Genomic DNA, 24099 nt, shown 5'->3' with positions numbered 1-24099 from the left:
GCGACTTTGGCGCCGGCCCGGTAGCTGGTATCATGCGGGCAAACGCAGCCGGCCACATAGACCCGGCACAAGCACTACCCTGCGAAGCGGCCCCGTCACCGGGCGCGCCGCCGACGCCTCCCTACAGATCAGAGAAACGAGTTCCCTATGAGCACATCATCGTCCCACCCATCGTTCTGGCGCCGTGTCCCGCTGGCTTTCGGCGCCTTCTTCAGCACCCTGTCGGACGCCGCCTATGCGGCCCGCGTGGAAAAGCTGTCCCTGCCCGAGGCCGCTCCCGTCGCGCCAGTGGCACCTGCGCCAGCGCCCGTGCCGACGCCAGCCGCCGCACCCATCATTTTGAAAGAAGCGACGCCAGACGCCGCCCTGCAATTGCTGGCCCTGCTGCAACGCGAAGCGCGATTGATCGACTTCACCCAGGAAAACCTGGGCAGCCATGCCGATGCCGACATCGGTGCTGCCGCCCGCGTCGTGCATGAAGGCTGCGCCAAGGTCATGCGCGAATATTTCACCATCGACGCCGTGCGCCAGGAAGCCGAAGGCAGCCGCATCGTCCTGCAGGAAGGTTTTGACAGCGCGCAAGTACGCCTGACGGGCAACGTCGTCGGTTCAGCGCCATTCACGGGTACATTGAGCCATCGTGGCTGGCGCGCGTCCAGCGTGCGCCTGCCGAAACTGAGCGAGCAGCACGACGCCGCCATCCTGGCACCGGCCGAGGTGGAACTGTGAACGACACAACGAACAACACCCCGCGCTACGCCATCGGCATCGACCTGGGCACCACCCACAGCGCCCTGTCGTATGTGAACCTGGTCGAGAGCGACGGCGAGCAATCCAGCCACGGCGTGCTGAAAGTGCCGCAACTGTCGGCGCCGGGCACCGTCGAAGAGCTTTCCTTGCTGCCGTCGTTCGTCTATCTGCCGCACGCCGATGAAGTGGCGGCGGGCGACTTGGCCCTGCCCTGGGTTACCGAGGAAGCCGAAGCGCCGTTCGTCGTCGGCGAAATGGCCCGCAGCCGCGGCGCCACCACGCCGATCCGTCTGGTGTCGAGCGCGAAAAGCTGGTTGTGCCACCCGGGCGTGGACCGCCGCGCAGCCATCCTGCCGAACGACGCGCCGGCCGAAGTGGCGCGCATTTCGCCGATTACGGCCGCCACGCGCTACCTGACGCACTTGCGCCAGGCCTGGGACAACGCCCACCCGCAAGCGCCGTTCGCGCAGCAGGAAATCACCGTGACGATTCCCGCCTCGTTCGACCCGGCCGCGCGCGAGCTGACGATGGAAGCGGCGCAGGCGGCCGGCTACACCTCATTGACCTTGCTGGAAGAGCCGCAAGCGGCCCTGTACAGCTGGATCCAGACCAGCGAAGGCCGCTGGCGCAAGGAAGTCAAGCCGGGCGACATCATCCTGGTCGTCGACGTGGGCGGCGGCACCAGCGACTTTTCGCTGATCGCCGTTTTGGAGCGCGACGGCGTGCTGGAACCGCACAGGGTCGCCGTCGGTGAACACATCCTGCTCGGTGGCGACAATATGGACCTGGCGCTGGCCCACCTGGTGGCCCGCAAGCTGGCCGCCAACGGCACCCAGCTCGACGCCTGGCAAATGCGCGCGCTCACGTATGGCTGCCGCAGCGCCAAGGAAAGCCTGCTGGCCGACAGCGGCATGGAAACGGCGCCGATCGTCGTGCCGAGCCGCGGCTCGAAATTGATCGGCGGCTCCATCCGCACGGAACTGACGCGCGCGGAAGTGTCCACCTTCATCCTCGACGGCTTCTTCCCGCAGGTGGAAGCATCGAGCCGCCCTGCCGTGCGCACGCGCGCGGGCCTCACGCAACTGGGCTTGCCGTATGCGCAGGACGCGGCCATCACGCGCCACCTGGCCGCGTTTTTGGGCCGGCAAGTGGCGGCCACCAGCGAACTGGAAGGCTTTGCGGGCCGCCAGGCGGACGGCGCCAGCTTCTTGCACCCGACGGCCGTGCTGTTCAACGGCGGCGTCTTCAAGTCCGACTTGCTGGTGCAGCGCATCATGGCGACCGTCAACGACTGGCTGTACATGGAAGGCGCGGAACCGGCGCGCATGCTGGCCGGGGCCGACCTGGACCTGGCCGTCGCGCGCGGCGCGGCCTATTACAGCTACGTGCGGCGTGGCCATGGCGTGCGCATCCGCGGCGGCACGGCCAGCTCGTTCTACGTGGCCATCGAATCGGCCATGCCCGCCATCCCCGGCATGGAACCGCCGATCCAGGCCCTGTGCGTGGCGCCGTTCGGCATGGAAGAAGGCAGCGAACTGGAACTGCCGGGCCAGCAATTCGGCCTCGTCGTGGGCGAGCCCGTGCACTTCCGCTTCTTCGCCTCGTCCACGCGCCGCAACGACCAGATCGGCGACTTGCTCGATTTCTGGGGTCCCGATGAATTGCAGGAACTGAGCGAAATCCAGGCGACCTTGTCCGCCGAAGGCCGGTCGGCCGGCGACGTGGTGCAGGTGAAACTGCACGCCAGAGTCACGGAGGCGGGCACGCTGGAACTGCTGGCCGTGTCCCCTGACGGCGCCGAGCGCTGGAAAGTGGAATTCGACGTGCGCGGCACGCCGCAGCCATAAGCATGCGCGGCGCGAAGGTGCAGCCGGCCTTCCTGGTCGGCATCGACCTGGGCACCACCAACACGGTGGTCGCCTATGCCAAGGCCAATGATGCGCAGGCTGAAATAAACCTGTTCGCCATCGAGCAACTGGTCGCCCCCGGCGAAGTGGGCGCACGCCCCCTGCTGCCCTCCTTGCGCTACCACCCTGCCGCCGGCGAACTGGCGGCGGGCGACTTGCAGCTGCCGTGGCCGCAGCAGGACCCAGCGAGCGTCGACCATGCAGTACTGGGCGCCCTGGCGCGCCAGCTCGGCGCCCAGGTCCCGGGCCGGCTCGTTTCCAGCGCGAAGAGCTGGCTGTCGCATGCGAACGTCGACCGCCAGGCGCCCATCCTGCCGTGGGGCGCCGATGCCGACGTGGCCAAGGTGTCGCCTGTAGCTGCCAGCGCCAGCTACCTCGCGTATGTACGCGCCGCGTGGCATCACCGCTTCCCGCATGCTCCGCTCGAAGAGCAGGAACTGGTGCTGACCATCCCCGCCTCGTTCGACGAGGGTGCGCGCGCACTCACCCTGGAAGCGGCGCGCATGGCGGGTTTACCCACCTTGCGGCTGGTGGAAGAACCGCAGGCGGCTTTTTATGACTTTCTGCAGCGCCAGCGCACTACCCTGCGCGCAGACCTGGCCGACACGCGCCGCATTTTAGTCTGCGACGTGGGCGGCGGCACTACGGATTTCAGCCTGATCGACGTGGCCTTCGATGGCGACGGCGAACCGCAGCTCACGCGCAGCAGCGTGGGCAACCACTTGATACTGGGCGGCGACAATATGGACCTGGCGCTGGCCCACCTGGTGGAAACGCGCATGGCCGCTGGCAGCGAAGGCGGCATGAAGCTATCGGCCGCGCGCTTGTCACAGCTGATGGAACGCTGCCGCGCCGCCAAGGAATTGCTGCTCTCCAGCGATGCACCCGACAAGGCTACCGTCACCCTGCTGGGCGCAGGCTCGCGCCTGATTGGCGGCAGCCGTTCCGCCGACGTCACGCGCGAGGAAGTGGCGGCCATGGTGGTCGACGGCTTCTTTCCGAAGGTGGAACTCACCGAGACGGCGAAAAAAGGCCGCGCCGGCATCGTCGAATTCGGCCTGCCGTATGCGCAGGATGCGGCCATCACGCGCCACCTGGCCAGCTTTTTACAACAGCATCAAGGGGCACTGCCCGATACCCTACTGCTCAATGGCGGCGTGTTCCGCGCCGACGCGCTGGCGCGCCGCCTGGCAGAAACCTTGGCGCACTGGCGGGGTCAGCCCCTGACCATCCTGCATAACGATAATCCCGACGTGGCCGTGGCCCGTGGCGCCGTCGCCTACGCGCTGGCCCGCCGTGGCCAGACGCCGCGCATCGGCGGCGGCTCGCCGCGCAGCTACTTCCTCGTGCTGGGCGAGGCGGGCAAGGACAAGCGCGCCGTCTGCATCCTGCCCCGTGGCAGCGCCAGCGGCGAAGAAATCCGCCTGACGGAGCGCCTGTTCGCGCTGCGCCTGGGTCGGCCCGTGCGCTTCCACCTGGCCACGTCCCTCTTTGAGGCGGGCACGCCGCCCAAGCTGGGCGAGATCGTCGACCTGGATGCGGGCGAGTATCTGCGCCTGCCGCCGCTGGCCAGCGTGCTGCAAGCGGAAAGTGGCGACAAGCGCGACATCACCGTGCAACTGGTGACAGTCATGACCGAGGTAGGGACTTTGGAAGTGCATTGCGTGGCCGAAGCCGATGCGAACCAGCGCTGGCTGCTGGAATTCCAGCTGCGAGGCGAAGAGGACGTAGCAAGCGAAACGTCCAGCGTATCACCACGCGTGAAAGAAGCCATCGAGAAGATCGAGCGCATCTTCGGCGGCAAGGCGCAAAAGGTCGACGTCAAGGAAGTGCGCCAGCTGCGCCAGCACCTGGAACGGGGGCTGGGCGGACGCGAAAGCTGGGACACTCCCCTGCTGCGCCAGCTGTTCGACGCCTTGCTGCTGCGCGCCCGTGGCCGGCGCCGCTCCGCCGAGCATGAGCGGGTGTGGCTGAACCTGGCCGGCTACTGTTTGCGTCCCGGCTATGGCGATGCGCTCGATCCGTGGCGCATCGAGCAGCTGTGGGCCATGTTCGACGCGGGCGTGCAGCATCACAAGGACAATCAGGTGTGCGCCGAATGGTGGACCCTGTGGCGCCGCGTGGCCGGCGGCTTGAGCACGGAGCAGCAACTGCGCCTGCTCGACGACTTCGCCTTCAACCTGCAAGCCGATGCGGCCCAGCGCGGCAGCCGCCCCGTCACCCTCGTGAACGGCTGCGATGACGACATGCTGCGCCTGGGCGCCTCGCTCGAGCGCATCCCCGGCGCCTACAAGGCCGAAGTGGGCGCCTGGCTGATCAAGCGTCTGCAGAAGGCTGATAAAAAGGGCGAAGTGGCGGACACGAACACGCTGTGGGCGCTGGCCAGGGTCGGCGCGCGCCAGCCCTTCCACGGCAGCGCGCATGAAGTGGTCGACAGCGCCACCGTGGCCGACTGGCTGCACGTGCTGCTGGCGCTGGACTGGAAAAAGACGGAACCGGCGGCGTTTGCCGCCACCCACCTGGCACGCATGACGGGCGACCGCTCGCGCGACATCGGCGACGCGCTGCGCGCCACCATCCTGGCACGCCTGAAAGCCGTCGGCGCCCCGCCCCTGTGGCAGGCGATGGTCAGCGAAGTGACGCAGCTGGACGAAGCTGTTACCCGCCGCATACTGGGCGAGGCGCTGCCGCCGGGGTTGAAGTTGATCGACTGACATCATTGATCACGTAGGTCGGATTAGCCCGAAGGGCGTAATCCGACAACATCGTCGGCAGCACCTGTCGGATTACGCGGCGTGCCGCCGCTAATCCGACCTACTCGTTACGCGCCCCGCGATAACGTGGCAAACCATCTGCCAGTTTCACCCATTCCACTTGCGTGTCCGTATAAATATGGCTGTGCGGCGGCAAGCGCCCTGGCTCATCGAGACTGCCAGTGGTCAGGCCAACCTCATCCGGGTCGCGCGCATCCTCGAACGTCAGCTGCGTGCCGCAGCGGGGGCAAAAACTACGCGTGCAGTGTTCGCTGGACGCGTATGGCGTGGCCTGTCCCCGCAGCCAGCGAAAGTTCGCCCGTGGCACACTGAACCAGGCGACAAACGGCGCGCCCGACGCGCGGCGGCACATCGAGCAATGGCAGGCCGTTTCATGGAAGGCGCCCGTGCCCGCCTCGTAGCGCACGTCGCCGCATAAACATCCTCCGCTCAGCATGGCATCCTCCTGCAAATGAAAAAGGCGCCCAGTTTAGCGCCGCTGCGGCGCCACGGTTTGCGCTAGATCAGGGCGACGATCAACAGCAGCACCGCCAGCGGCGCCTGCACCAGCACGATGCCCGGATGCGTGCGGCGCAGCTGTGCCCACACGGACAGGCCCGGCACTTCCTCGTGCGGATGGTGGGCTTCGTCGCGCAGCGACATCGCGTGCAGGAACATGCCGGCGATCAGGGGGCCGGGATTGACCCACCAGCCCTGCTCGAGCAAGCCGCGCGACAGGTAGATGGCCAGCGCGCCGATGGCAAACGGCGAGGCCCACACCAGCACCAGTATCAAACGGATGCCATAGAATTCCGCCAGTGTCCCCATGCGGTGCAGGCGGCTGACATCGTGGTCTTCCATGCGCTGGTCGATGGCCAGTTCGGCGCGGCCGTACAGGGTCCACAGGCCGCCGAACAGGCAGCCCAGCAGCACGCCAATGACGATGTCAGCCACGAATACCGCATATTTATTGACGTCGGCCGTGCCGATGCCCAGCGAGGTGTGGGCGGCCGCATGCAGGTGCAGGCCGGCCTGCTCGCCTTCGGCCGTCGTATAGCGGTCGCGCACGTCATACGTGCTGCCGATATACACGACGTTCTTGCGCAGCGCCCCGGCATCCACGCCGGCCTGGCCGTCGTTCAGTTTGACGCGCGTGCGCGTGGGGTTCAGGAATTGCGGCGCCACGGCGGCCGGGTGAAACGGCGCAGTGACGGCGTTCTGTTCGGCCGCCGCCTTGGCGTCGCCGCGGATGACGGGTTCGAACGCCCAGCGCGCCAATTCCTTTTCGCTACCCGTGCGCCGCGCCAGCTGGCACACGCGGCCGGCCAGCGCCACCACTTCCTTTTGCTCGGACAGGGCGGCCGGCATGGGCTGCTTCTGCTCCTGCTCGTCGGCGCCATGCGCCAGCTCGAAGGCCACGGCCGCCAGCACGGGGCTTTTCAGCTCGATGCGCGTGACGGCGCCCATGCGTTCGCGGATGCGCGGGCTGGCAAAGTGGATGCCGGCCGCGCAGCGCGCGCGTATCCACGGCAGGTTGGCGTTGCGGTCCGATTGTTCGGGCAGGATCAGCACCAGTTGCCGGCCATCGGCGGCCAGCTGGTCGAGCAGGCGGTCCAGCGGCCGCTCGCCCGCCTTGTGCTGTTCGTACACGGCCGGCGCCAGGTCCAGGTCGATGGCCAGCACCTTGCTGCCGCGCGCGGCGGCGCTGGCGATCAATTGCTCCAGGCGAGAACGTTCCAGCGGTTCGCGCTCGTCGAAGACCTGTTCGAACGCGGGCTGGTCGATTTCGATGATGCCGGGCCGGTAAGCGGCGCCCGGGTCCTTGCCACGGTCCAGCAGCTGTTCCTGCGCCGCGCTGGCCCGCAGCATGGCCGCATCGAGCCATTCGAGCACGTGCAACCCTTCCAGCGCCAGCATCAGCGCGGCGATCAGGCTGGCGCCGATCACGTGATGCAGCAGATGCGTGCCCGTCAGCTTGAAGGCCGAGCCAAGCTGCACGGCCGGCCACAGCAGGCGCCGCCAGAGTGGCGGGCGCGGTTGATCCGGCTGGCTGGTTTCCACGGTGCGCTCCCTTGCGTGCGATGTATGAATTATCACTCAGGCAACAAATAATGACAAAAGGATAGTGTATTGCAGTTGTGCCCGTTTCGCCGCACAACTGGCACGGGTCAACCTGGAAGCCTACTGCGGCCTGGCCAGCAGCAGCTTGCCCAGCGCTTCGAAGGCTGGCGTGGTGGTCGGGTCGTTGGCCGCATTGGCCGCCGTCGGCGTGGAGGCGAAACGCACGATCACCATTTCCGCCTTCGGGTCGATGTAGATGCGCTGGCCGTACACGCCGCGCGCCATGTAGGCGCCATGGTCGTTATGCGTGACCCACCACATGTCGCGGTAGCTCCAGCCCTTGAGCAAATCGTAGCCGCCCTTGGCGAACAGCTGCTTGTCGCCGCCACGGCGGATATCCTCGACGGCCGCCTTGGGCAAAATCTGCTGGCCGTTGTAGCGGCCTTCGTTGCGCAGCATCTCGCCGAAGCGGGCCAGGTCGCGCAAGCCCGCATTCAAGCCGCCGCCGGCAAACGGCGTGCCCGTCGAATCGACCGTCATGTAGGCATCCTGCTCGGCGCCCAGCTTTTGCCACACATGCTCGGACAGGTAGTCGTTGACGCTCTGCCCCGTGACACGGGCGATGATCCAGCCCAGCACGTCGGAGTTGACCGTGCGGTAGCCGAAACCCTCGCCATGTTTTCCCTCATGCCGCACCGTTTGCAGGTACTCGAAATAGCTGCGCGGCCCCGTGTAATCCTTGGGCTTGGGCAGCGGGCTTCCGGCAGCCGCGTGCTGCCACACTTCCGCTTGCGGGTCGGCGTAATCTTCGCTGAATTTCAGGCCCGTGGTCATGTCGAGCACCTGGCGCACGGTGGCGTCGCCAAAGGCGGATTTGGCCAGTTCCGGCACGTACTCGGCCACTTTCTTGGCTGGATCGAGCTTGCCTTCGGCCACCAGGGCCGCGCCGATGGTGCCCACCACGGACTTCGTCACCGACATGGCGCCATGCTGGCCGCCCTCCTTCAACACACCGAAATAGCGTTCATACACGATGCGGCCCCGGTGCAGCACGACGATGCCGTCCGTGTAATTGGCGCCCAGCGACTGCTCCCACGTCATCGTGTCCTTCGCGCCCAGGGGCGTGAAGCGCAGGCTGTCGATATCGTTGCGCAGCGCGCGCGGCAAAGGCACGGGCGCCTTCAAGCCGCGCGCCACTTCCACCGTCGGCATCAGCTGGCGGAAATGCGACACGCTCCAGCGCAGCTGCGGAAAATTGAAATAGCTGCCATCGTCGAAGCGGATGATTTTATCGGCCGGCGGCGGCGCGCCCACCATCCATTTCAGCGTGGCCGGGTCGCTGGCGAAGGCCGACAGCGGCACCGTCGTCTCTGCCGCATGGGCGCCGGCGGCCAGCGCCAGGCAGGCTGCGGCCAGGGCCAGGCGGCGGATGGGTGGCAATGTCTTCATGCGTCTTCTCCTGTCATGGCTGGCGCCCGCAACGGCGCTCGCTTCATGCGATGCATGCTAACAGAGAAACTTTTTATCTTGTCCTGCGGCATCCTATTGTGCGGACCACACGCTGAGACGAACGTCTCACGCGCGCGCCATGCTGCAGCGCAGGATGCGCGGCCCCGCGCTTCGTGCTAAAAACGGAGACACCATAAAAACAGACACGAGACACTGGAGAGCGCCATGCCCTACGTCCGCCAGACCAGCCATATCGACCGCGTGCGCGACATGATCGCCGGACGCATCGTCAACCCAGGGGCCGATACGGCCAGGCTGGCGTCGTCGTACCGGCGCTCGCTCGACGACTACCGGCTCGATCCGGCGTCCACCACGGGGCCGCGCATCCTGACGGGCGCCGAACTGCGCGCCATCCAGCAGTCCGAGGAGGATTTTCTGCGCTCCACGGGCCAGTGCCTGCCGCGCCTGCACGCCATGGTGCGCGAAGCGGGCTACTGCGTCATCCTCGCCAATGCGCGCGGCGTGACGATCGATTACATGGTCGACACGGACCAGCGCAAGGATTTCAAAAAGGCGGGCCTGTATCCCGGCTCGTGCTGGTCGGAAGAAGAGGAAGGCACGTGCGGCATCGCCTCCGTGCTGCTCGACCATGAAGCCATCACCGTGCACAAGAGCGACCATTTTCGCGCCGCGTTCACGGGCCTGACCTGCAGCGCGGCGCCGATTTTTTCGCCGCACGGCGACTTGATCGGCGTGCTCGATGCGTCGGCCTTGAACTCGCCCGACGCGCGCGACAGCCAGCGCCTGGTGAAGCAACTGGTGCGGCAAGGCGCGACCCTGATCGAGGACGGTTTTTTTCTCAAATCCTACAGCCATTGCTGCATCCTGCTGGCGCACCGCAACCGCCACTTCGTGGAAGTGCAGCCGGAGATGCTGCTGGCGATCGACGAACATGGCGACATCGTCGCCGCCAACCGCTGCGCGCGCGACGTCATCGGGGGCCTGGACGCCCTGCCGCGTCCTGTCGGCGAAGTGCTGGAAGTGCGCGCCGAGCGGCTGTTCGATGCGCGCGCGGGACACAGTCTGCTGTCCTTGCGCCTGGCCGGCGGCAGCACCTGGCTGCACGCCCGCGTGCGCGCGCCGCTGCGACCGGCCAAGGCGCGTCCGCGCGCGATGCGCGAGGCGCCCGCCGCGCAAGACGTGGTGGCCTACACGGCGCCGGAACTGGCCGAACGCACACGCATCGTCCACGCCATGAACGCCGCCAAATGGCGCCCGCTGCAGGCGGCCGCCATGCTCGGCATCTCGCGCGCCACCCTGTACCGGCGCCTCAAGCAGCTGCACATCGTGGCACCGCACCGCCAGTAGGCCATCCGAAAAGCTGAGATTTCCGTCTCAAATTCAGCCATGCTGCGCTGCGCAATGCGGCGCCGGAACGCCAGTGTTACAACATCGTCAGCGGCAAGACAGCCGCATCCCATCATAAAGTCAGCAGACTTGGAGGAGACACGATGCAAACCGATAACAACCCGCACGACCTGGCCGTGGCCGGCATCCTGGAGCAGCTCGAAGGATGTCTTCGCGCCAGCGACGGCACGGGCGCCGCGCAACTGTTCGAACAGGACGGCTACTGGCGCGACCTGGTGCTGTTTACCTGGAACCTGAAAACGCTGGAGGGCCGCGAACAGATCGCCGCCATGCTGGCCGCCCAGCTGGGCGCCGTGCAGCCAGTCTCCATCCGCATCGCCGATGGCGAACATGCGGTGGAAGCGGGCGGCGTGCTGCAAAGCTGGATCACGGTGGAAACGAACGTGGCGCGCGGCGTGGGCTTCATCCGCATCCGCGACGGCAAGATCTGGACCCTGCTCACCACCATGAGCGAATTGAAGGGTTTTGAAGAAGCCAAAGGTGGCCGGCGCCCCATGGGCGCCGAACACGGCGCGCGCACCAACCGCAGCAGCTGGCTGGAAAACCGCGAGCAGGATGCAAAGGAACTGGGCTATACGCGCCAGCCCTATTGCGTCATCATCGGCGGCGGTCAGGGCGGCATCGCGCTCGGTGCGCGGCTGCGCCAGCTGAACGTCCCCACCATCATCATCGAGAAAAATGCGCGCCCAGGCGACAGCTGGCGCAAGCGCTACAAGTCTCTGTGCCTGCACGACCCCGTCTGGTACGACCACATGCCCTACATCCCGTTTCCCGACAACTGGCCCGTCTTCACGCCGAAGGACAAGGTCGGCGACTGGCTGGAGATGTACACCAAGGTGATGGAACTCAATTACTGGGGCTCGACGTCCTGCGAATCGGCCAGCTTCGATGAAGCCAGCGGCGAGTGGACGGTGCAAGTGCTGCGCGACGGCCAGCCCGTTACCCTCAAGCCCAAGCAACTGGTGCTGGCCACCGGCATGTCGGGCAAGGCGAACATGCCGAAGTTCAAGGGCATGGACGTGTTCCAGGGCGAGCAGCAACACTCGTCGCAGCATCCGGGGCCGGACGCGTATGTGGGCAAGAAGGTGGTCGTGATCGGCGCGAACAATTCCGCGCACGATATTTGCGCCGCACTGTGGGAAGCGGGCGTGGACGTGACCATGGTGCAGCGCTCGTCGACGCACATCGTCAAGTCCGATTCCCTGATGGACCTGGCGCTGGGCGACCTGTATTCGGAACGGGCGCTGGCGGCCGGCATGACGACCGCCAAGGCCGACCTGACGTTCGCCTCGATTCCGTACAAGATATTGGCCGACTTCCAGAAGCCCGTCTTCAAGGCCATCCGCGAACGCGATGCGGATTTTTACGCGCGCCTGGAAGAACGGGGCTTCATGCTGGACTTTGGCGACGACGATTCCGGCCTGTTCATGAAATACCTGCGGCGCGGCTCCGGCTACTACATCGACGTGGGCGCCTCCGAGCTGGTCGCCGACGGCAAGATCAAGCTGAAAAGCGGCGTCGGCGTGCAGGAACTGAAAGCCCGTTCCATCGTACTGTCCGACGGCACGGAACTGCCGGCCGACCTGGTGGTGTACGCCACCGGCTACGGCTCCATGAATGGCTGGGCGGCCGACCTGATCTCGCCGGAAGTAGCGAATAAAGTGGGCAAGGTATGGGGATTGGGTTCGTCCACGACGAAAGACCCTGGCCCGTGGGAGGGCGAACAGCGCAATATGTGGAAACCCACGCAACAGCAAGCGCTGTGGTTCCACGGCGGTAACCTGCACCAGTCGCGCCACTATTCGCAGTACCTGTCGCTGCAGCTGAAGGCGCGCATGGAAGGGTTGAACACGCCCGTGTATGGGCAGCAGGAGGTGCATCACCTGGCGTGATGTCGACTACCTGGACGAAAAAAAACGGCGGGCTATTTGCCCGCCGTTTTTTTCAGCTTCAACCCAAGAGCAAAAACTGGGGTCGGCCCCTCAGGGTCCGACCCCGGCAGTGCAGATGTCGGGTTTAAAAATTACTGCTTGATGGCTTCGATCGCAAACGTCAACGTCACATCATCGCTGACCGCTGGCGCATATTTGCCGGCGTTGAATTCCGAGCGCTTGATCTTGGCCGTGGCGTTGGCGCCGCAAGCGTCTTTTTTCAGCATCGGGTGCGGTGCGCAGGTGAACGAGGTGACGGTCAGGGTGACTGGCTTGGTCACGCCTTTCAGGGTCAGGTTGCCTTCAACGGAGGCCAGCTTGTCGCCATCGAAATTGAACTTAGTCGATTTGTAGGTGGCGACAGGATACTTGGCCGTGTCGAGGAAGTCTTCGCCCTGGATGTGCGAGTTGAACAGGGTCGAACCTGTGTCGACGGACTTGGTATCGATCAGCACTTCGACGGCGCCCGTCTTGGCGGCGCGGTCCAGGGTGACCTTGCCGGTGGTGTTATTGAAACGGCTTTGCTGCGTCGAGAAGCCCATGTGGGTGTATTCGAAACGGGGGAAAGTGTGGCTGCCATCGATGACATAGACTTCAGGCGCGGCAACAGCGGACAGCGAGAAGCCGGCGGCGGCGATAAAAGCGAGCAGTTTTTTCATTGTAGGTTCCTGATAGAAAGTGGAGGATGTCAACACCGCAAGCAGCTGCAGGCGGGGGCCCATGCGGCTGATTGTCTGGCTTCAGTTGCAACAGATTATGCATGGCATGAAGATCGATGTAAAACGGAAAATATACCTAGTTAGCATCGAAAAAATCGATAATAGTGGGCAATACGGTCCGCGACAGCGCCTTCAGCTGCCGATTATTGTCTGCATTGCCAAAAATATCCAGCGTTATCCAGCACCTCGAATATGGCATCAGATGAGAATGATTCTTGTTATTATTTGATGGGCTTGCTATTATTGCCGGCTTTGACAACGAGGAAACGCGCGGTGCTTGAACGCTATTACCAGGAATTGCTGCGCTTGATTTCGCGCTCCACCGGCTGCCGCGACAAGGCGCAGGACGTGGTGCAGGAAGCCTACGCCCGCATCCTGGCGCGCGAGCCGCTCGGCGGCGCACCTGCCCTGCACAGCGGCGCGGCGCCCGATAGCGGCCAGCGCGCGCTGCTGTACGTGACGGCAAAGAACATCGCCATCGACGAACAGCGCTTGCACCAGCGCCGCCCCCACGACGACATCGACACGCCCCATTTCCAGCTGCGCGCGCCACGCGCCGACGAACCCGAACAACGGCTGCACGACCGGCAAACCATGGAGCGCCTGCTGGCCATCATCGACGCCTTGCCGCCGCGCTGCCGCCAGGCGTTCGCGCTGTACAAGTTCGATGGCCTGAGCCAGATCGAGATCGCCGCCCAGATGGGCATCTCCGTCAACATGGTGGAAAAACACATCATCAACGGCATGCTCGCCTGTAAAAAAGGCATGCCCGAGCGGGATACGCTATGAAACAGCGCATGACATCACAAGACACGACGGCCGACGACATCGATTTCCTGGCGGCGCAATGGCTGCTGCGCCACGACGCGGGCCTGGCCGCGCACGAACTGGCGGCGCTGGACGCATGGCTGGCCGCCGACGCGCGCCACCAGCAGGCCTGGCAGGCGCTGGTCCGCACCGATGCGCTGCTGGCCAGCCTGCCGGCGCAGCGCGTGGCGGCCTTCAGCCAGCCTGCCCCGGCGGCGGACACGCCGTCATCGCTGCTGCGGCGGCTGCGCCAGGCAGCCTCCTTCCCGCCACGCGGCGCGCTGGCTGGCGGCTGTCTGCTGCTGTGCGGCCTGCTGGCCTGGCCGCTGGCCAGCCATTGGCAGCAACCGGGCTTCCAGCACGATTACAGCACGGCGCGCGGCCAGTTCGCCACGCAAGTCCTGCCCGACGGCAGCCGCATCGAACTCGATAGCGGCAGCGCCGTCGACGTGGCCCTGTACCGCGACCGGCGCAGCGTGCGCCTGCTGCGCGGCCAGGCCATGTTCCATGTCCACGCCGACCCTGCGCGTCCGTTCCAGGTCATCGCGGGAGCGGCCACGGCGACGGTGCTGGGCACGCATTTTTCAGTGCGCCACGTGGGCGCGACGACACAGGTGAGCGTGGCGCAAGGCACGGTGCGTGTGGAAAGCGAAGCCGGCGCGCATGCCGAAGTGCTGCAGGCGGGCGACACGGTCACCGTCACGCCCCAGGGCGTGAAGGCGCTGGCCAGGGTCAATGCGCAGGCGGTGGGCAACTGGCGTGCCGGGCGCCTCGATTTCGAGGACGCCACCCTGGCCGAAGCGCTGGCCGAATTCGAGCGCTATGGCGATACGGGCCTCGTGCTCGGCGATCCGGCGCTGGCCGGCCTGCGCCTGAACGGCAGCTTCGACGCGAAGCTGCCGGCGCAATTTGCCACCGCCCTGCCGCTGGCCTTGCCTGTGCGCGTGGTGCGCCGGGACGGCAAGCTGCATATCGTCGCCCGCTGATTTATCCCCATGACGCGAAATAAAATGCATCCGCACGTCAGGGTAAATGAGACTCATTCGTTTTAACTATGAAGGATCACCACATCACCATAGGAAAAACATGCATATGACTCCACCGCGCCCTCCCCTGCACGCCCGCCTGTCTCCCCGCCTGTCCCCTCTCTTCCTGGCCATCGGCCTGGCCTTTGCCACGCCCGCCATGCATGCCGCCGCCGCGCCGGTGGCGCAGGTGGAATGGCAGATTCCCGCGCAGCCGCTGAACCGCGCGCTGAACGAGCTGGCGCGCCAGGCCGGCATGGTGCTGCTGGCCGACGCGCGCCTGACGCAGGGACGCCACAGCGCGCCGCTGCAAGGCCGGCATTCACTGCCCGAGGCGCTGCGCCAGCTGCTGGCCGGCAGCGGCCTGCAGGCGCAGCTGCAAGGCGGCACGACCATCATCATCAGCGCGCCCGCGCCTGTCTCTGCCGGCGCGGTGCAGATCGGCACGCTGCGCGTGAATGGCCAGGGCGGCAGCGGCATGTTCGAAGCGGACGACACGGATCCGGCCGACCTGCCCTACCTCACGCCAGCCGCCTCCGTGTACATCGGCCGTGAGCAGATCGAACGCTTCCGCGGCACCTCGCCGGCCGACATCTTCAAGGGCGTGGCCGGCGTGCAGGTGGGCGACAGCCGCAACAGCGGCGCCGTCGACGTCAACGTGCGCGGCATGCAGGGCCAGGGCCGCGTGCCCGTGCTGATCGACGGCAGCCTGCAATCATCGACCGTCTACCGCGGCTACGCGGGCATCGCCGACCGCAGCTACATCGACCCGGACCTGATCAGCGCCATCCGCATCGACAAGGGCCCGAACCTGTCGGCGCAAGGCGCGGGCGCCATCGGCGGCATGGTCAGCATGCAGACCCTGCGGCCGGAAGACATTTTGCGACCAGGCCAGCGCACGGGCGTGCGCCTGCGCGGCGGCATCCAGGACAACAGCGTCTCGGCGCCCGCCGATTTCGGCAGCACGCCGCGCACGCAGCGCAACAAGCTGGGCAACCCGCGCAGCGGTTTTGGCAGCATCGCCGTGGCCACGCGCCAGGATGACTACGACCTGGTGGCCGCCATCAGCCAGCGCAGCATCGGCAATTATTTTTCCGGCACACGGGGCTTCGAACGCTATCAGATGCTCAATGAATGGGGCGACGACAATGGCGTGACGCAGTTCTTCAAGAAGGGCGACGAAGTGCTGAACACGGCCAACCGCACCACCTCGGCCCTGCTGAAAGCCAGCCTGCGCCTGCCGCACGAACAGAAGCTGGAGCTGGGCTACCGCTATTTCGACAGCAGCTATGGCGAAATCATGCCCTCGCAAATCTACCGCAACAGCACCGGCAGCATTCCCCAGTGGGACCCGAGCCAGGTGCGCACCAACGCGCTGACGGCGCGCTACGAGTGGAAACCGGAAGGCCAGCAATTGATCGACCTGAAGGCCAACCTGTGGCTGACGGACATGCAGAGCAAGTCGCGCAACGGCGACATCTTCAGCAATCCGCTCGAAGGCAAGACCAATCCGGGCGACCATGAATGCAAGGAGTGCGTGGAAGTGCTGTACCTGGCGAAGAACCAGGCGCGCCGCGTTGGCGCCGACCTGGCGAACACTTCGCGCTTCGCCACCGGCATGGGCGCGCTCAAGCTCGATTACGGCTTGTCGCTGCAGAACGAGGATATCGGTCCGGCCGACAGCGTAGCCATCCTCGACGACGACCTGAATGCCAACCACACCCTGCGCAACGGCAAGCGCCACGAGCAAAGCGTATTCGCCTCGCTGCAGTGGCAGGCGCGCGACTGGCTGACCGTCGAGGCGGGCGGACGCTTCCAGCGCTTCGACTCGCGCGACCGCAACCGCCGCGCGGAACAGCAATACCAGCCGCAGGGCTGGCAATGGGTCACCCTGTGGGACAAGGACGGCGATCAGCTCGGCGACGCGAAATGGTACCAGGATGCGCAGGGCCAGTTCACGCCCGCCACCAATCCCGCGCTGGTGGGCGGCATGGTGGAGCGCTATGGCGAGGAAGCGGCGCCGCTGGACGTCTCGCAGGTCGCCGACTGGAGCGGCAACGACTATGTCTTCCGCGACGCCATCCCCGGCCGGTTCACCTACAGCAAGCCGATCCGCCGCAAGGACCACGGTTTTGCGCCCACGTTTGCGCTGACGGCGCGCCTGTCCGACAGCGTCAGCGTGTTTTTGCGCGACGCGCGCGGCTTGCGCATGCCCAGCCTGTACGAGTCGACGATGGGCTTCTCGGCCACCTATTCGTCGCCCCTGAACGCCGAGCGCAGCCACAACCGCGAGATCGGCGTGAGCGTGATCAAGGATGGCGTATGGAGCGCCGCCGACAAGCTGCGCCTGCGCCTTGCGTATTTCGACAACGTCACGCACGGCTACATCACGCGCCGCCCGATTCCAGACCTGCCGGCCCACGCGCAGAATTTCTCGATGGCCAATACCGACAAATACAGCGTCTCGGGCGTCGAACTGCAGTCGTCATATGACCGGGGTAGCGTGTTTGCCGACTTTTCCGGTACCTGGAACCGCAAGACCCTGATCTGCGACGCGGCCACGGCGGCCTATTTGCGCAAGGCCAGCAAGTGGCAATCGGAGATCTGGAACACGCCAGACTGCTCACCCATCGGCTTTAGCAGTTCTTACGTGAGCAACCATATCCAGCCCAAGCTGAGCGCCAACCTGACCCTGGGCACGCGCTGGCTGCAGGAAAAACTCACCGTCGGCACGCGCCTGACGCACGTCGGCCACCCGCTGGCGCGCCAGGACGACAAGGCCGTGTGGCAGTCGTGGACGGGCACCTCGCCGCAGGTGCTGACGCAGGCCTACACCCTGGCCGACCTGTTCGCCAGCTACAAGATCACGCCCAACGCCACCGTCGACGTGGCGGTGGACAACCTGACGGACCGCTACTACCTCGATCCGCTGACCCTGAGCCTGATGCCGGGACCGGGCCGCACGGCGCGCGTCACGCTTGGCCTTCGTTTCTGATTTGATTCATCCTTATAATAGAGAGCAGATATTCCATGCATGCAGCAAGCGACACCACTTTGAACGCCGTTCCGACCAACGCGGCCCCGACCCGCAGCCAGCGCCTGAAAGCCGACACCATGGCCACCCACGAATTGCTGGACCAGCGCATCATGGCCAGCGCGCCGTTTTCCAGCCGCGAGAACTATGCGCGCTTCCTGCAGGCGCAGTACGCTTTCCTGCGCGACGTCGACGCGCTGTACGACAACGCGCAGCTGGCCGCCCTGCTGCCGGACCTGGAGCAGCGCCGCCGTTACGACAGCATCGCGGCCGACCTGCGCGACCTCGAGACAGCATTGCCGGCCGATGTGGCCACGCCGCCGTTCGACGCGCAACTGGACCTGGCCACGGCGCTGGGCTGGCTGTACGTGAGCGAAGGCTCGAAGCTGGGCGCGGCCATCCTGTATAAACTGGCCGGCAAAATCGGCCTCGATGAACACCATGGCGCGCGCCACCTGGCCGGCCATCCGGACGGACGCGCGCGCCACTGGCGCGATTTCACGTCCGTGCTCGATACGGCCGTGCTTGACGATGCCGGTGAAGCGCGCGTGATCGATGGCGCGCGCGCCGCCTTCCTGCGCATGCATGGCCACGTGGAGGCCTGCGCCTGATGGAGGAGCCAGTCATCCAGGCAGCTGCGGAAGCGCATACGGCACGCCTGCGCCGCTGGGCCTGGACGGGCGCCGGCATGCTGATGGTGGCGCTGGGCGTGATCGGCGCCATGCTGCCCGTCATGCCGACGACGATCTTCCTGATCCTGGCGCTGGCGTGCTTCAGCCGCGCCTCGCCGCGCCTGGAGCACTGGCTGCTGCACCACCCGCGCTTCGGCGCGCCGCTGCGCCAGTGGCGCGAACACCGCGCCGTGTCACGCCGCGGCAAGGTCCTCGCTTGCCTGGGCATGGCCATCGGCTTTGTCGCCATGTGCCTCGGCCATCCGCCCTGGTGGGTCATCGTCCTCGTGGCAACGATGGAAATCGCCGTCATCATCTACCTGCTGCGCCGCCCGGAAGGCCCGGCGCCTGCGCCAGAAAAGACGCCGCCGGCCGACTGGCACAAGCCGCTGAGCATCGCCACCGTCTTCGCCATGCATGGCGCCCTGCTGGGATGGGCGCTGTACCAGCGCGCGCCGGCGGCGCCCGTGCTGGCCATCGTGCCCGACTCCGCGCAACCGGCCATGCTGTACTTGCCGGCCGCTGCCCCGCCGCGACCTTTGGAGCAGAATCTTGCTGAACGGGTCAGCGCAGCCGCCGCGCCATCCGCCGCCATTGCCAAAAAGGCAGCGCCCGCCATCAGACAATTCGTGCTGCCGCAGCCAGAGGCAGCGCCCATGGCGACGCAAGCCGAGAGCATCGCAGCCGTTGTAGAGGTGCGCCATGCCCCCGTGACGCCGGCACCGGCGGCCGCGCCATCCATCGCGGCGGCGCCGCCCTCGCCTGCCCTGCCGCCCGCGCCGCAGGAGCTGCGCAGCGGCGTATCTAGCTGGGAAGGCAAGGTTTTGGCGCGCATGGAGCGCTTCCGCCGCTATCCGACGGCGTCGCGCGCGAAGCAGGAACAGGGCGTGGTGTATCTGCGCTGCCGCATCGACCGCGACGGCCAGGTGCTGGCGGCCGCCATCGAGCGCAGTTCCGGTTCCGCAGCGCTGGATCAGGCCGCGCTCGACACTTTGCAACGGGCGGCGCCGCTGCCACGCATTCCCAAGGAACGGCCGGACCCGCTGGAATTATCGATTCCCGTCGAATTTTCCATCGGCTGATCGCGCAAAAACCGCGTTTACTCTCGCCAAACACCCATATAGACATTATTTGCATATTCAAAGCAAGATTCTGTCGTAGGAGTAATAACACGATCGGAGGTATACTACGCAACCGACGTAACAGGCCGGGCGATTTGGCCCCTGCAAGCGCGCCTGTCACGGTCCAATAAAAAAGGAAACACTGCATGACCACACCACACCGTACGCCGGTGATTCGCATCGATGGCGCAAACAAGACCTTCGCGCTGCCCAAAGGCGAACAATTCCACGCGGTCAAATCGGTCACGCTGGAAGTCTATCCCGGTGATATTTTCGGCCTGATCGGCAAGAGCGGCGCCGGCAAATCGACCTTGCTGCGCCTGATTAACCTGCTCGAGCGCCCTGACAGCGGCACCATTACCGTGGCCGGACGCGAACTGACGCGCCTGGGCAAGAGCGAATTGCGCGACGCGCGCCAAAATATCGGCATGATTTTCCAGCAGTTCAATCTGCTGCAAAACGCCAGCGTCTTCGACAACGTCGCCTTCCCCCTGAAAATCCATGGCACCACCAAGGGCGAGGACATCGCCGCCAGGGTCGAGGAATGCCTGGCGCTGGTGGGCCTGTCCGACAAGCTGCACAGCTACCCGGCGCAATTGTCCGGCGGGCAAAAGCAGCGCGTGGCAATCGCCCGCGCCCTGGCCAGCCACCCCGACGTGCTGCTGTGCGACGAGCCGACGTCCGCGCTGGACGCGGAAACGACGCGCGCCCTACTCGACACCCTGCGCGACATCAATGCGCGCCTGGGCGTGACCATCGTCATCGTCAGCCATGAGCTGTCGGTCCTGGGCGCCATCTGCAACAGGGTCGCCGTCGTGGAAAACGGCGCCATCGCCGAACAATTCGAGTTGAGCGACACGGCCACCCCGCGCAAGACGGCGCTGGGGCGCGAGCTGGCGTATTACGGCACCGAGGCGTTTGAAGCCACCGCATGGAAGGATGCAACACATGTTTGAAGAATCGATCAATAACGTCATCAAGCTGCTGCCGGAAATCTGGGTGGCGCTGGGCCAGACCATGACCATGCTGGGCATTGGACTGACGGCCGCCATCCTGATCGGCGGCCCGCTGGGCATCCTGCTGTTCCTCGTCTCGGAAGGCCAGTCGCTGGAAAACCGTCCGCTGTCGATGATCCTCGGCTGGCTGGTAAACACCGTGCGCAGCTTCCCCTTCATCATTTTGCTGGTCGCCCTGACGCCGTTTACGCGCATCATCGCGGGCACCTCGATCGGCCCGCTGGCAGCCGCCGTGCCGCTGTCGTTCGCCGCCATTCCCTACCTGGCGCGCCTGGTGGAACAGAATCTGCGCGAAGTGCCGCGCGGCGTGATCGAGGCGGCGCACGCCATGGGCGCGTCCGAGATGCAGATCATCTTCCGCGTGCTGCTGGTGGAAGCGCGCTCCGGCCTCGTGCTGGCCCTGACCGTGCTGTCGATCAGCTTCCTGTCGTATTCGGCCGTGGCCGGCGTGGTGGGCGGCGGCGGCATCGGCGACCTGGCCATCCGCTACGGCTACTACCGCTTCGAGACGGACATCATGGTCGCCACCGTGGCCATCCTGATCGTGCTGGTGCAAACCATCCAGTTCGCCGGCACGCGCATCGCCAAGCGCCTCGACAAACGTTAATTCATCTTCAGTATTTCAGTACAAGGAAAAGCATGAACCATATTCGCCGCAACCTGCTCCTGGCCGCCGCCAGCCTGGCCTTCGCCACCGCCGCCCACGCCAAGGACCCGAAAGAACTCGTCATCGGCACCAGCTCCGGCCCGTATTCGGACCAGCTGAAGCTGGGCATCAAACCCATCCTGGAAAAACAGGGCTACAAGGTCAAGATCGTCGAATTCAACGACTACGTGCAGCCGAACTACGCGCTGGCCGAAGGTTCGCTGGACGCCAACGTGTTCCAGCACATCGTGTATCTGACCAAGTTCGCCACCGATAACAAGCTGCCACTGAGCTCCCTGATCACCGTGCCGACCATGCCGATCGGCCTGTACGGCGGCAAGCAGAAAACGCTGGCGGAAGTCAAGAACGGCGCCACCATCACCATGCCGAACGACCCGACCAACCAGGCGCGCGCGCTGGTGATGCTGGCCAAGATGGGCTGGATCAAGCTGAAACCGAACGTCGACCCGCTGCGCGCGTCCGAACGCGACGTACTGGACAACCCGAAGAAGCTGAAACTGGTGCCGCTGGAAGCGGCGCAGCTGCCACGTTCGCTGGCCGATGCCGACTACGCTTTCGTCAACGGTAACTTCGCCCTGGCCGCCGGCATGAAGCTGACGTCGGCCCTTAGCGTGGAAAAGATCTCGGACAGCTACATCAACCTGGTCGCCATCCGCACGGCCGACAAGGCCAAGCCATGGGTCAAGGACCTGGAAGCGGCCTACCGCTCGCGCGCCTTCCTCGACGCGACGAACAAGTATTTGGCCGGCTACGAAAAGACGGACTACCAGCTGGCGCTGGAAAAGACGCTGAAAAAATAAGACGGCGCATGGAATGCAAAAAGACGGCCAGGTTCACACCTGGCCGTCTTTTTTATTGTCCGCGCCGCGGAGGCGCAGTCGATCAATGCTTAGAAACGGTAGCCGACACCGACACCGATCAGGACAGGATCAACCTTGACTTCGCTGATCTTGGCGCCAGCAGCCAGTACGTCGCTGCGGATCTGCACTTTCTTGATGTCGAAGTTCAGCGACCAGTTTTTGTCCAGCTTGTAGTCGACGCCGGCTTGCAGCGAGAAGCCCCAGCTGTCATGCTCCAGGCGGCCGGCGCCATTCAGCAATTTCACGTCCGAGATATTCGTGTAGTTCACGCCGGCACCCACGTAAGGGCTGAACTGTTTTTCAGGCATGAAGTGGTATTGCAGCGACAGGGTCGGTGGCAAATGCTTGAACGTGCCGATATTCTGGCCACCCAAGGTGACGTCATGCTTTTGCGGATACGTCAGGATCAGCTCGGCAGCGATGTTCGGGGTGAAGAAATACGAAATATCAATTTCGGGAATCGTCTTGCTGCTGACATGTATCGTGTCCGATGCGCCAGCGCCAAAGACCGGCGTGGATTTGTTGGCCGGATCGATATGCACGGCGCGCGCACGGACCAGCCATGGGCTTTCCTGTGCCATTGCGTTGCCGGCGAATGCGCCGATGGCGGCCAGGACGATTGCTGCTGCAGTTGCGGACTTTTTCATTCTAGTTCCCTCTTTTTGTCGTTAAGTAACGCTGCGAAGTCTAAGAGTGCAGTGCAACAAAAACTTTGATCCACATCAAATAGTGCTAGATGGCATCATTAGAGGCATTTTTTCCTTTGCCCAGATCAAGAAAATGCGGCATTGCAGCGTGACCGCATGCACGGCCCCCTTGTCGGCACGCCATGCTGACGCAAGTTGCCCGCCACGCAATCACCACTTGCGCCGATGTCACTGGATTGCCACCTCCCTGCGCAGCATAATACTTCCACTTCACACATGAGAATAGTAATGATTATCATTTGCGATATAATGAATGACCTCGCTAGGCGACTACAAAAAGGAATGGGAGACATGGATATATTGAGGGAACTGCGTGAATCGGGCTTGAAAGTGACCATCCCCCGCTTGCGGATTCTGCAGCTGTTTCAAGAAGGCACGATCAAGCACCTGAGTGCGGACGATGTCTACAAACTCTTGCTGGCCGAAAAAATCGACGTGGGCCTGGCCACCATCTACCGCGTGCTGATGCAGTTTGCCGAAGCGGGCATTCTGTTTCGCCGCCATTTCGAATCGGGCCACGCCGTCTTCGAACTGAACGAAGGCCAGCACCACGACCATCTGGTCTGCACGGGTTGCGGCAAGGTCGATGAATTCGTCGACGAAGGCATCGAACTGCGCCAGAACGAGATCGCCGCCGAGCGGGGCTTCGTGCTGCACGAGCACGCGCTGTCGCTGTACGGCACCTGCGCCGAGTGCACTGCCAAAAAAGTGCCGCCGCGTAAGCCCTCCTGAGGCAGCGCGCAAGGTAGCGCCTGGCAAGCCACCTGCGCTACACTGCGTGCGCCGCAGTTCAACAAGGAAGAAGCATGTACATCGGAGAAATCGCCCGCCTGGCGGGCACCTCGCCCAAGGCCTTGCGCCACTATGAAGCGCTGGGCTTGCTTGGCGATGTGCGCCGTTCGGGCGCCTATCGCGTCTACACGCAGCAAGACCTGGCGCAAGTCAAATTGATACGCCAGGCGCAGGCCCTGGGCTTCCGCCTGGCCGAACTGCTGCCCATCCTGGCCGGCGACGATACCGACTGGGCCGCCCTGTCGCAGCACATCGCTGACAAGCGCACACAGATACAGCAGGAGTTCGCCCGCCTGCGCCAGCTCGACGCGCAACTGGCCGACATCGACACGGAAATCCACGACTGCCTGGCGCAGCAGCGTCTGCAAAAGGCCGCTTGACTCTGTCACTAGGGGCAAGCT

At 64.9% G+C, this 24099-nt stretch carries 21 protein-coding genes; 16 read left to right on the top strand and 5 right to left on the bottom strand.

Annotated features, from left to right (window positions below):
• Nucleotides 1-147 precede the first annotated feature (147 nt).
• Genes ACPJXG_RS09675 through ACPJXG_RS09665 form a run of 3 tightly spaced genes read left to right on the top strand, consistent with a single transcriptional unit; the run spans nucleotide 148 to nucleotide 5371 of the window.
• Entirely contained in the window at nucleotides 148-729 is a 582-nt protein-coding gene (locus ACPJXG_RS09675; protein ID WP_425254078.1) for a DUF2760 domain-containing protein, read from the top strand.
• Nucleotides 726-2597 carry an Hsp70 family protein gene (locus tag ACPJXG_RS09670; RefSeq protein WP_176388442.1) on the top strand — a complete coding sequence of 624 codons (1872 nt, stop codon included), beginning with the start codon at nucleotides 726-728 and terminating at the stop codon, nucleotides 2595-2597. The genes ACPJXG_RS09675 and ACPJXG_RS09670 overlap by 4 nt, the downstream gene beginning before the upstream one ends.
• A gap of 2 nt (nucleotides 2598-2599) precedes the next feature.
• The gene (locus ACPJXG_RS09665; RefSeq protein ID WP_425254077.1) at nucleotides 2600-5371 is read left to right on the top strand and encodes an Hsp70 family protein; all 2772 of its coding nucleotides are present in this window, start codon (nucleotides 2600-2602) and stop codon (nucleotides 5369-5371) included.
• A gap of 100 nt (nucleotides 5372-5471) precedes the next feature.
• Here ACPJXG_RS09665 and ACPJXG_RS09660 read toward each other — a convergent pair whose 3' ends face one another.
• The 3 genes from ACPJXG_RS09660 to ACPJXG_RS09650 form a co-directional block, all read right to left on the bottom strand.
• A complete protein-coding gene (locus tag ACPJXG_RS09660) occupies nucleotides 5472-5867 on the bottom strand; it encodes a GFA family protein (RefSeq protein WP_225241826.1) in 396 nt (131 codons plus the stop codon).
• 62 nt (nucleotides 5868-5929) lie between these two features.
• A complete protein-coding gene (locus tag ACPJXG_RS09655) occupies nucleotides 5930-7471 on the bottom strand; it encodes a CHASE2 domain-containing protein (protein WP_425254076.1) in 1542 nt (513 codons plus the stop codon).
• Between the two features lie 120 nt (nucleotides 7472-7591).
• Nucleotides 7592-8920, bottom strand: coding sequence for a serine hydrolase domain-containing protein (locus ACPJXG_RS09650; RefSeq protein WP_425254075.1), 1329 nt, complete (start codon nucleotides 8918-8920; stop codon nucleotides 7592-7594).
• Nucleotides 8921-9145: 225 nt separating this feature from the next.
• On the opposite strand from ACPJXG_RS09650, the gene ACPJXG_RS09645 reads away from it, so the two are divergent.
• Complete coding sequence (locus tag ACPJXG_RS09645; RefSeq protein WP_425254074.1) at nucleotides 9146-10288, top strand: helix-turn-helix domain-containing protein; 1143 nt, start codon at nucleotides 9146-9148, stop codon at nucleotides 10286-10288.
• A gap of 143 nt (nucleotides 10289-10431) precedes the next feature.
• On the top strand, nucleotides 10432-12240 hold the full coding sequence (locus ACPJXG_RS09640) for an NAD(P)-binding domain-containing protein (protein WP_425254073.1): 1809 nt from the start codon (nucleotides 10432-10434) through the stop codon (nucleotides 12238-12240).
• A gap of 131 nt (nucleotides 12241-12371) precedes the next feature.
• Here the strand turns inward: ACPJXG_RS09640 and ACPJXG_RS09635 are convergent, their stop codons facing one another.
• Nucleotides 12372-12938 (bottom strand): YceI family protein, encoded by a 567-nt coding sequence (locus ACPJXG_RS09635; RefSeq protein WP_152282492.1) that lies wholly within the window; start codon nucleotides 12936-12938, stop codon nucleotides 12372-12374.
• A 61-nt stretch (nucleotides 12939-12999) separates the two neighbouring features.
• Between ACPJXG_RS09635 and ACPJXG_RS09630 the strand changes: the two genes are divergently transcribed.
• The 9 genes from ACPJXG_RS09630 to ACPJXG_RS09590 all read left to right on the top strand — a co-directional run bounded on the left by ACPJXG_RS09630 (nucleotide 13000) and on the right by ACPJXG_RS09590 (nucleotide 22139).
• Nucleotides 13000-13227 carry a hypothetical protein gene (locus ACPJXG_RS09630; protein ID WP_425254072.1) on the top strand — a complete coding sequence of 76 codons (228 nt, stop codon included), beginning with the start codon at nucleotides 13000-13002 and terminating at the stop codon, nucleotides 13225-13227.
• Between the two features lie 44 nt (nucleotides 13228-13271).
• Nucleotides 13272-13787 carry a sigma-70 family RNA polymerase sigma factor gene (locus ACPJXG_RS09625; protein ID WP_035820169.1) on the top strand — a complete coding sequence of 172 codons (516 nt, stop codon included), beginning with the start codon at nucleotides 13272-13274 and terminating at the stop codon, nucleotides 13785-13787.
• An 8-nt stretch (nucleotides 13788-13795) separates the two neighbouring features.
• A complete protein-coding gene (locus tag ACPJXG_RS09620) occupies nucleotides 13796-14791 on the top strand; it encodes a FecR family protein (protein ID WP_425254071.1) in 996 nt (331 codons plus the stop codon).
• Nucleotides 14792-14891: 100 nt separating this feature from the next.
• On the top strand, nucleotides 14892-17825 hold the full coding sequence (locus tag ACPJXG_RS09615; RefSeq protein WP_425254070.1) for a TonB-dependent receptor domain-containing protein: 2934 nt from the start codon (nucleotides 14892-14894) through the stop codon (nucleotides 17823-17825).
• A gap of 35 nt (nucleotides 17826-17860) precedes the next feature.
• Nucleotides 17861-18475 carry a biliverdin-producing heme oxygenase gene (locus ACPJXG_RS09610; RefSeq protein ID WP_425254069.1) on the top strand — a complete coding sequence of 205 codons (615 nt, stop codon included), beginning with the start codon at nucleotides 17861-17863 and terminating at the stop codon, nucleotides 18473-18475.
• On the top strand, nucleotides 18475-19617 hold the full coding sequence (locus ACPJXG_RS09605) for a TonB family protein (RefSeq protein ID WP_425254068.1): 1143 nt from the start codon (nucleotides 18475-18477) through the stop codon (nucleotides 19615-19617). Before ACPJXG_RS09610 ends, ACPJXG_RS09605 begins: the two co-directional genes overlap by 1 nt.
• A 185-nt stretch (nucleotides 19618-19802) precedes the next feature.
• Entirely contained in the window at nucleotides 19803-20612 is an 810-nt protein-coding gene (locus ACPJXG_RS09600; protein WP_035820171.1) for a methionine ABC transporter ATP-binding protein, read from the top strand.
• Nucleotides 20605-21279: a methionine ABC transporter permease gene (locus ACPJXG_RS09595; RefSeq protein ID WP_278316437.1), complete on the top strand. Its 675-nt coding sequence runs from the start codon at nucleotides 20605-20607 to the stop codon at nucleotides 21277-21279. The genes ACPJXG_RS09600 and ACPJXG_RS09595 overlap by 8 nt, the downstream gene beginning before the upstream one ends.
• 32 nt (nucleotides 21280-21311) lie before the next feature.
• Nucleotides 21312-22139, top strand: coding sequence for a MetQ/NlpA family ABC transporter substrate-binding protein (locus ACPJXG_RS09590; RefSeq protein ID WP_425254067.1), 828 nt, complete (start codon nucleotides 21312-21314; stop codon nucleotides 22137-22139).
• An 89-nt stretch (nucleotides 22140-22228) separates the two neighbouring features.
• Here ACPJXG_RS09590 and ACPJXG_RS09585 read toward each other — a convergent pair whose 3' ends face one another.
• Nucleotides 22229-22846 (bottom strand): OmpW/AlkL family protein, encoded by a 618-nt coding sequence (locus tag ACPJXG_RS09585; RefSeq protein ID WP_425254066.1) that lies wholly within the window; start codon nucleotides 22844-22846, stop codon nucleotides 22229-22231.
• Between the two features lie 351 nt (nucleotides 22847-23197).
• On the opposite strand from ACPJXG_RS09585, the gene fur reads away from it, so the two are divergent.
• Together fur and ACPJXG_RS09575 are read left to right on the top strand one after the other, a co-directional pair.
• The gene (fur, locus tag ACPJXG_RS09580) at nucleotides 23198-23638 is read left to right on the top strand and encodes a ferric iron uptake transcriptional regulator (RefSeq protein ID WP_035820181.1); all 441 of its coding nucleotides are present in this window, start codon (nucleotides 23198-23200) and stop codon (nucleotides 23636-23638) included.
• 74 nt (nucleotides 23639-23712) lie between these two features.
• On the top strand, nucleotides 23713-24078 hold the full coding sequence (locus ACPJXG_RS09575) for a MerR family transcriptional regulator (protein WP_099400508.1): 366 nt from the start codon (nucleotides 23713-23715) through the stop codon (nucleotides 24076-24078).
• Nucleotides 24079-24099 lie beyond the last annotated feature (21 nt).

Source organism: Janthinobacterium sp. NFX145, assembly GCF_049810325.1.
In the GTDB taxonomy this organism is placed as follows: Bacteria; Pseudomonadota; Gammaproteobacteria; order Burkholderiales; family Burkholderiaceae_D; genus Janthinobacterium; species Janthinobacterium rivuli.
Note: the sequence above shows the minus strand (reverse complement) of the source record. Positions and strands in the feature narration are given on the sequence as shown.

What these genes read in the sequence shown, in the direction of transcription:
- ACPJXG_RS09675 (WP_425254078.1), top strand. Translation starts at nt 148, where the DNA reads ATGAGCACATCATCGTCCCACCCATCGTTCTGGCGCCGTGTCCCGCTG.
- ACPJXG_RS09665 (WP_425254077.1), top strand. Translation starts at nt 2,600, where the DNA reads ATGCGCGGCGCGAAGGTGCAGCCGGCCTTCCTGGTCGGCATCGACCTG.
- ACPJXG_RS09660 (WP_225241826.1), bottom strand. Translation starts at nt 5,867, where the DNA reads ATGCTGAGCGGAGGATGTTTATGCGGCGACGTGCGCTACGAGGCGGGC.
- ACPJXG_RS09650 (WP_425254075.1), bottom strand. Translation starts at nt 8,920, where the DNA reads ATGAAGACATTGCCACCCATCCGCCGCCTGGCCCTGGCCGCAGCCTGC.
- ACPJXG_RS09645 (WP_425254074.1), top strand. Translation starts at nt 9,146, where the DNA reads ATGCCCTACGTCCGCCAGACCAGCCATATCGACCGCGTGCGCGACATG.
- ACPJXG_RS09640 (WP_425254073.1), top strand. Translation starts at nt 10,432, where the DNA reads ATGCAAACCGATAACAACCCGCACGACCTGGCCGTGGCCGGCATCCTG.
- ACPJXG_RS09635 (WP_152282492.1), bottom strand. Translation starts at nt 12,938, where the DNA reads ATGAAAAAACTGCTCGCTTTTATCGCCGCCGCCGGCTTCTCGCTGTCC.
- ACPJXG_RS09630 (WP_425254072.1), top strand. Translation starts at nt 13,000, where the DNA reads ATGCGGCTGATTGTCTGGCTTCAGTTGCAACAGATTATGCATGGCATG.
- ACPJXG_RS09620 (WP_425254071.1), top strand. Translation starts at nt 13,796, where the DNA reads ATGACATCACAAGACACGACGGCCGACGACATCGATTTCCTGGCGGCG.
- ACPJXG_RS09615 (WP_425254070.1), top strand. Translation starts at nt 14,892, where the DNA reads ATGCATATGACTCCACCGCGCCCTCCCCTGCACGCCCGCCTGTCTCCC.
- ACPJXG_RS09610 (WP_425254069.1), top strand. Translation starts at nt 17,861, where the DNA reads ATGCATGCAGCAAGCGACACCACTTTGAACGCCGTTCCGACCAACGCG.
- ACPJXG_RS09605 (WP_425254068.1), top strand. Translation starts at nt 18,475, where the DNA reads ATGGAGGAGCCAGTCATCCAGGCAGCTGCGGAAGCGCATACGGCACGC.
- ACPJXG_RS09600 (WP_035820171.1), top strand. Translation starts at nt 19,803, where the DNA reads ATGACCACACCACACCGTACGCCGGTGATTCGCATCGATGGCGCAAAC.
- ACPJXG_RS09595 (WP_278316437.1), top strand. Translation starts at nt 20,605, where the DNA reads ATGTTTGAAGAATCGATCAATAACGTCATCAAGCTGCTGCCGGAAATC.
- ACPJXG_RS09590 (WP_425254067.1), top strand. Translation starts at nt 21,312, where the DNA reads ATGAACCATATTCGCCGCAACCTGCTCCTGGCCGCCGCCAGCCTGGCC.
- ACPJXG_RS09585 (WP_425254066.1), bottom strand. Translation starts at nt 22,846, where the DNA reads ATGAAAAAGTCCGCAACTGCAGCAGCAATCGTCCTGGCCGCCATCGGC.
- fur (WP_035820181.1), top strand. Translation starts at nt 23,198, where the DNA reads ATGGATATATTGAGGGAACTGCGTGAATCGGGCTTGAAAGTGACCATC.
- ACPJXG_RS09575 (WP_099400508.1), top strand. Translation starts at nt 23,713, where the DNA reads ATGTACATCGGAGAAATCGCCCGCCTGGCGGGCACCTCGCCCAAGGCC.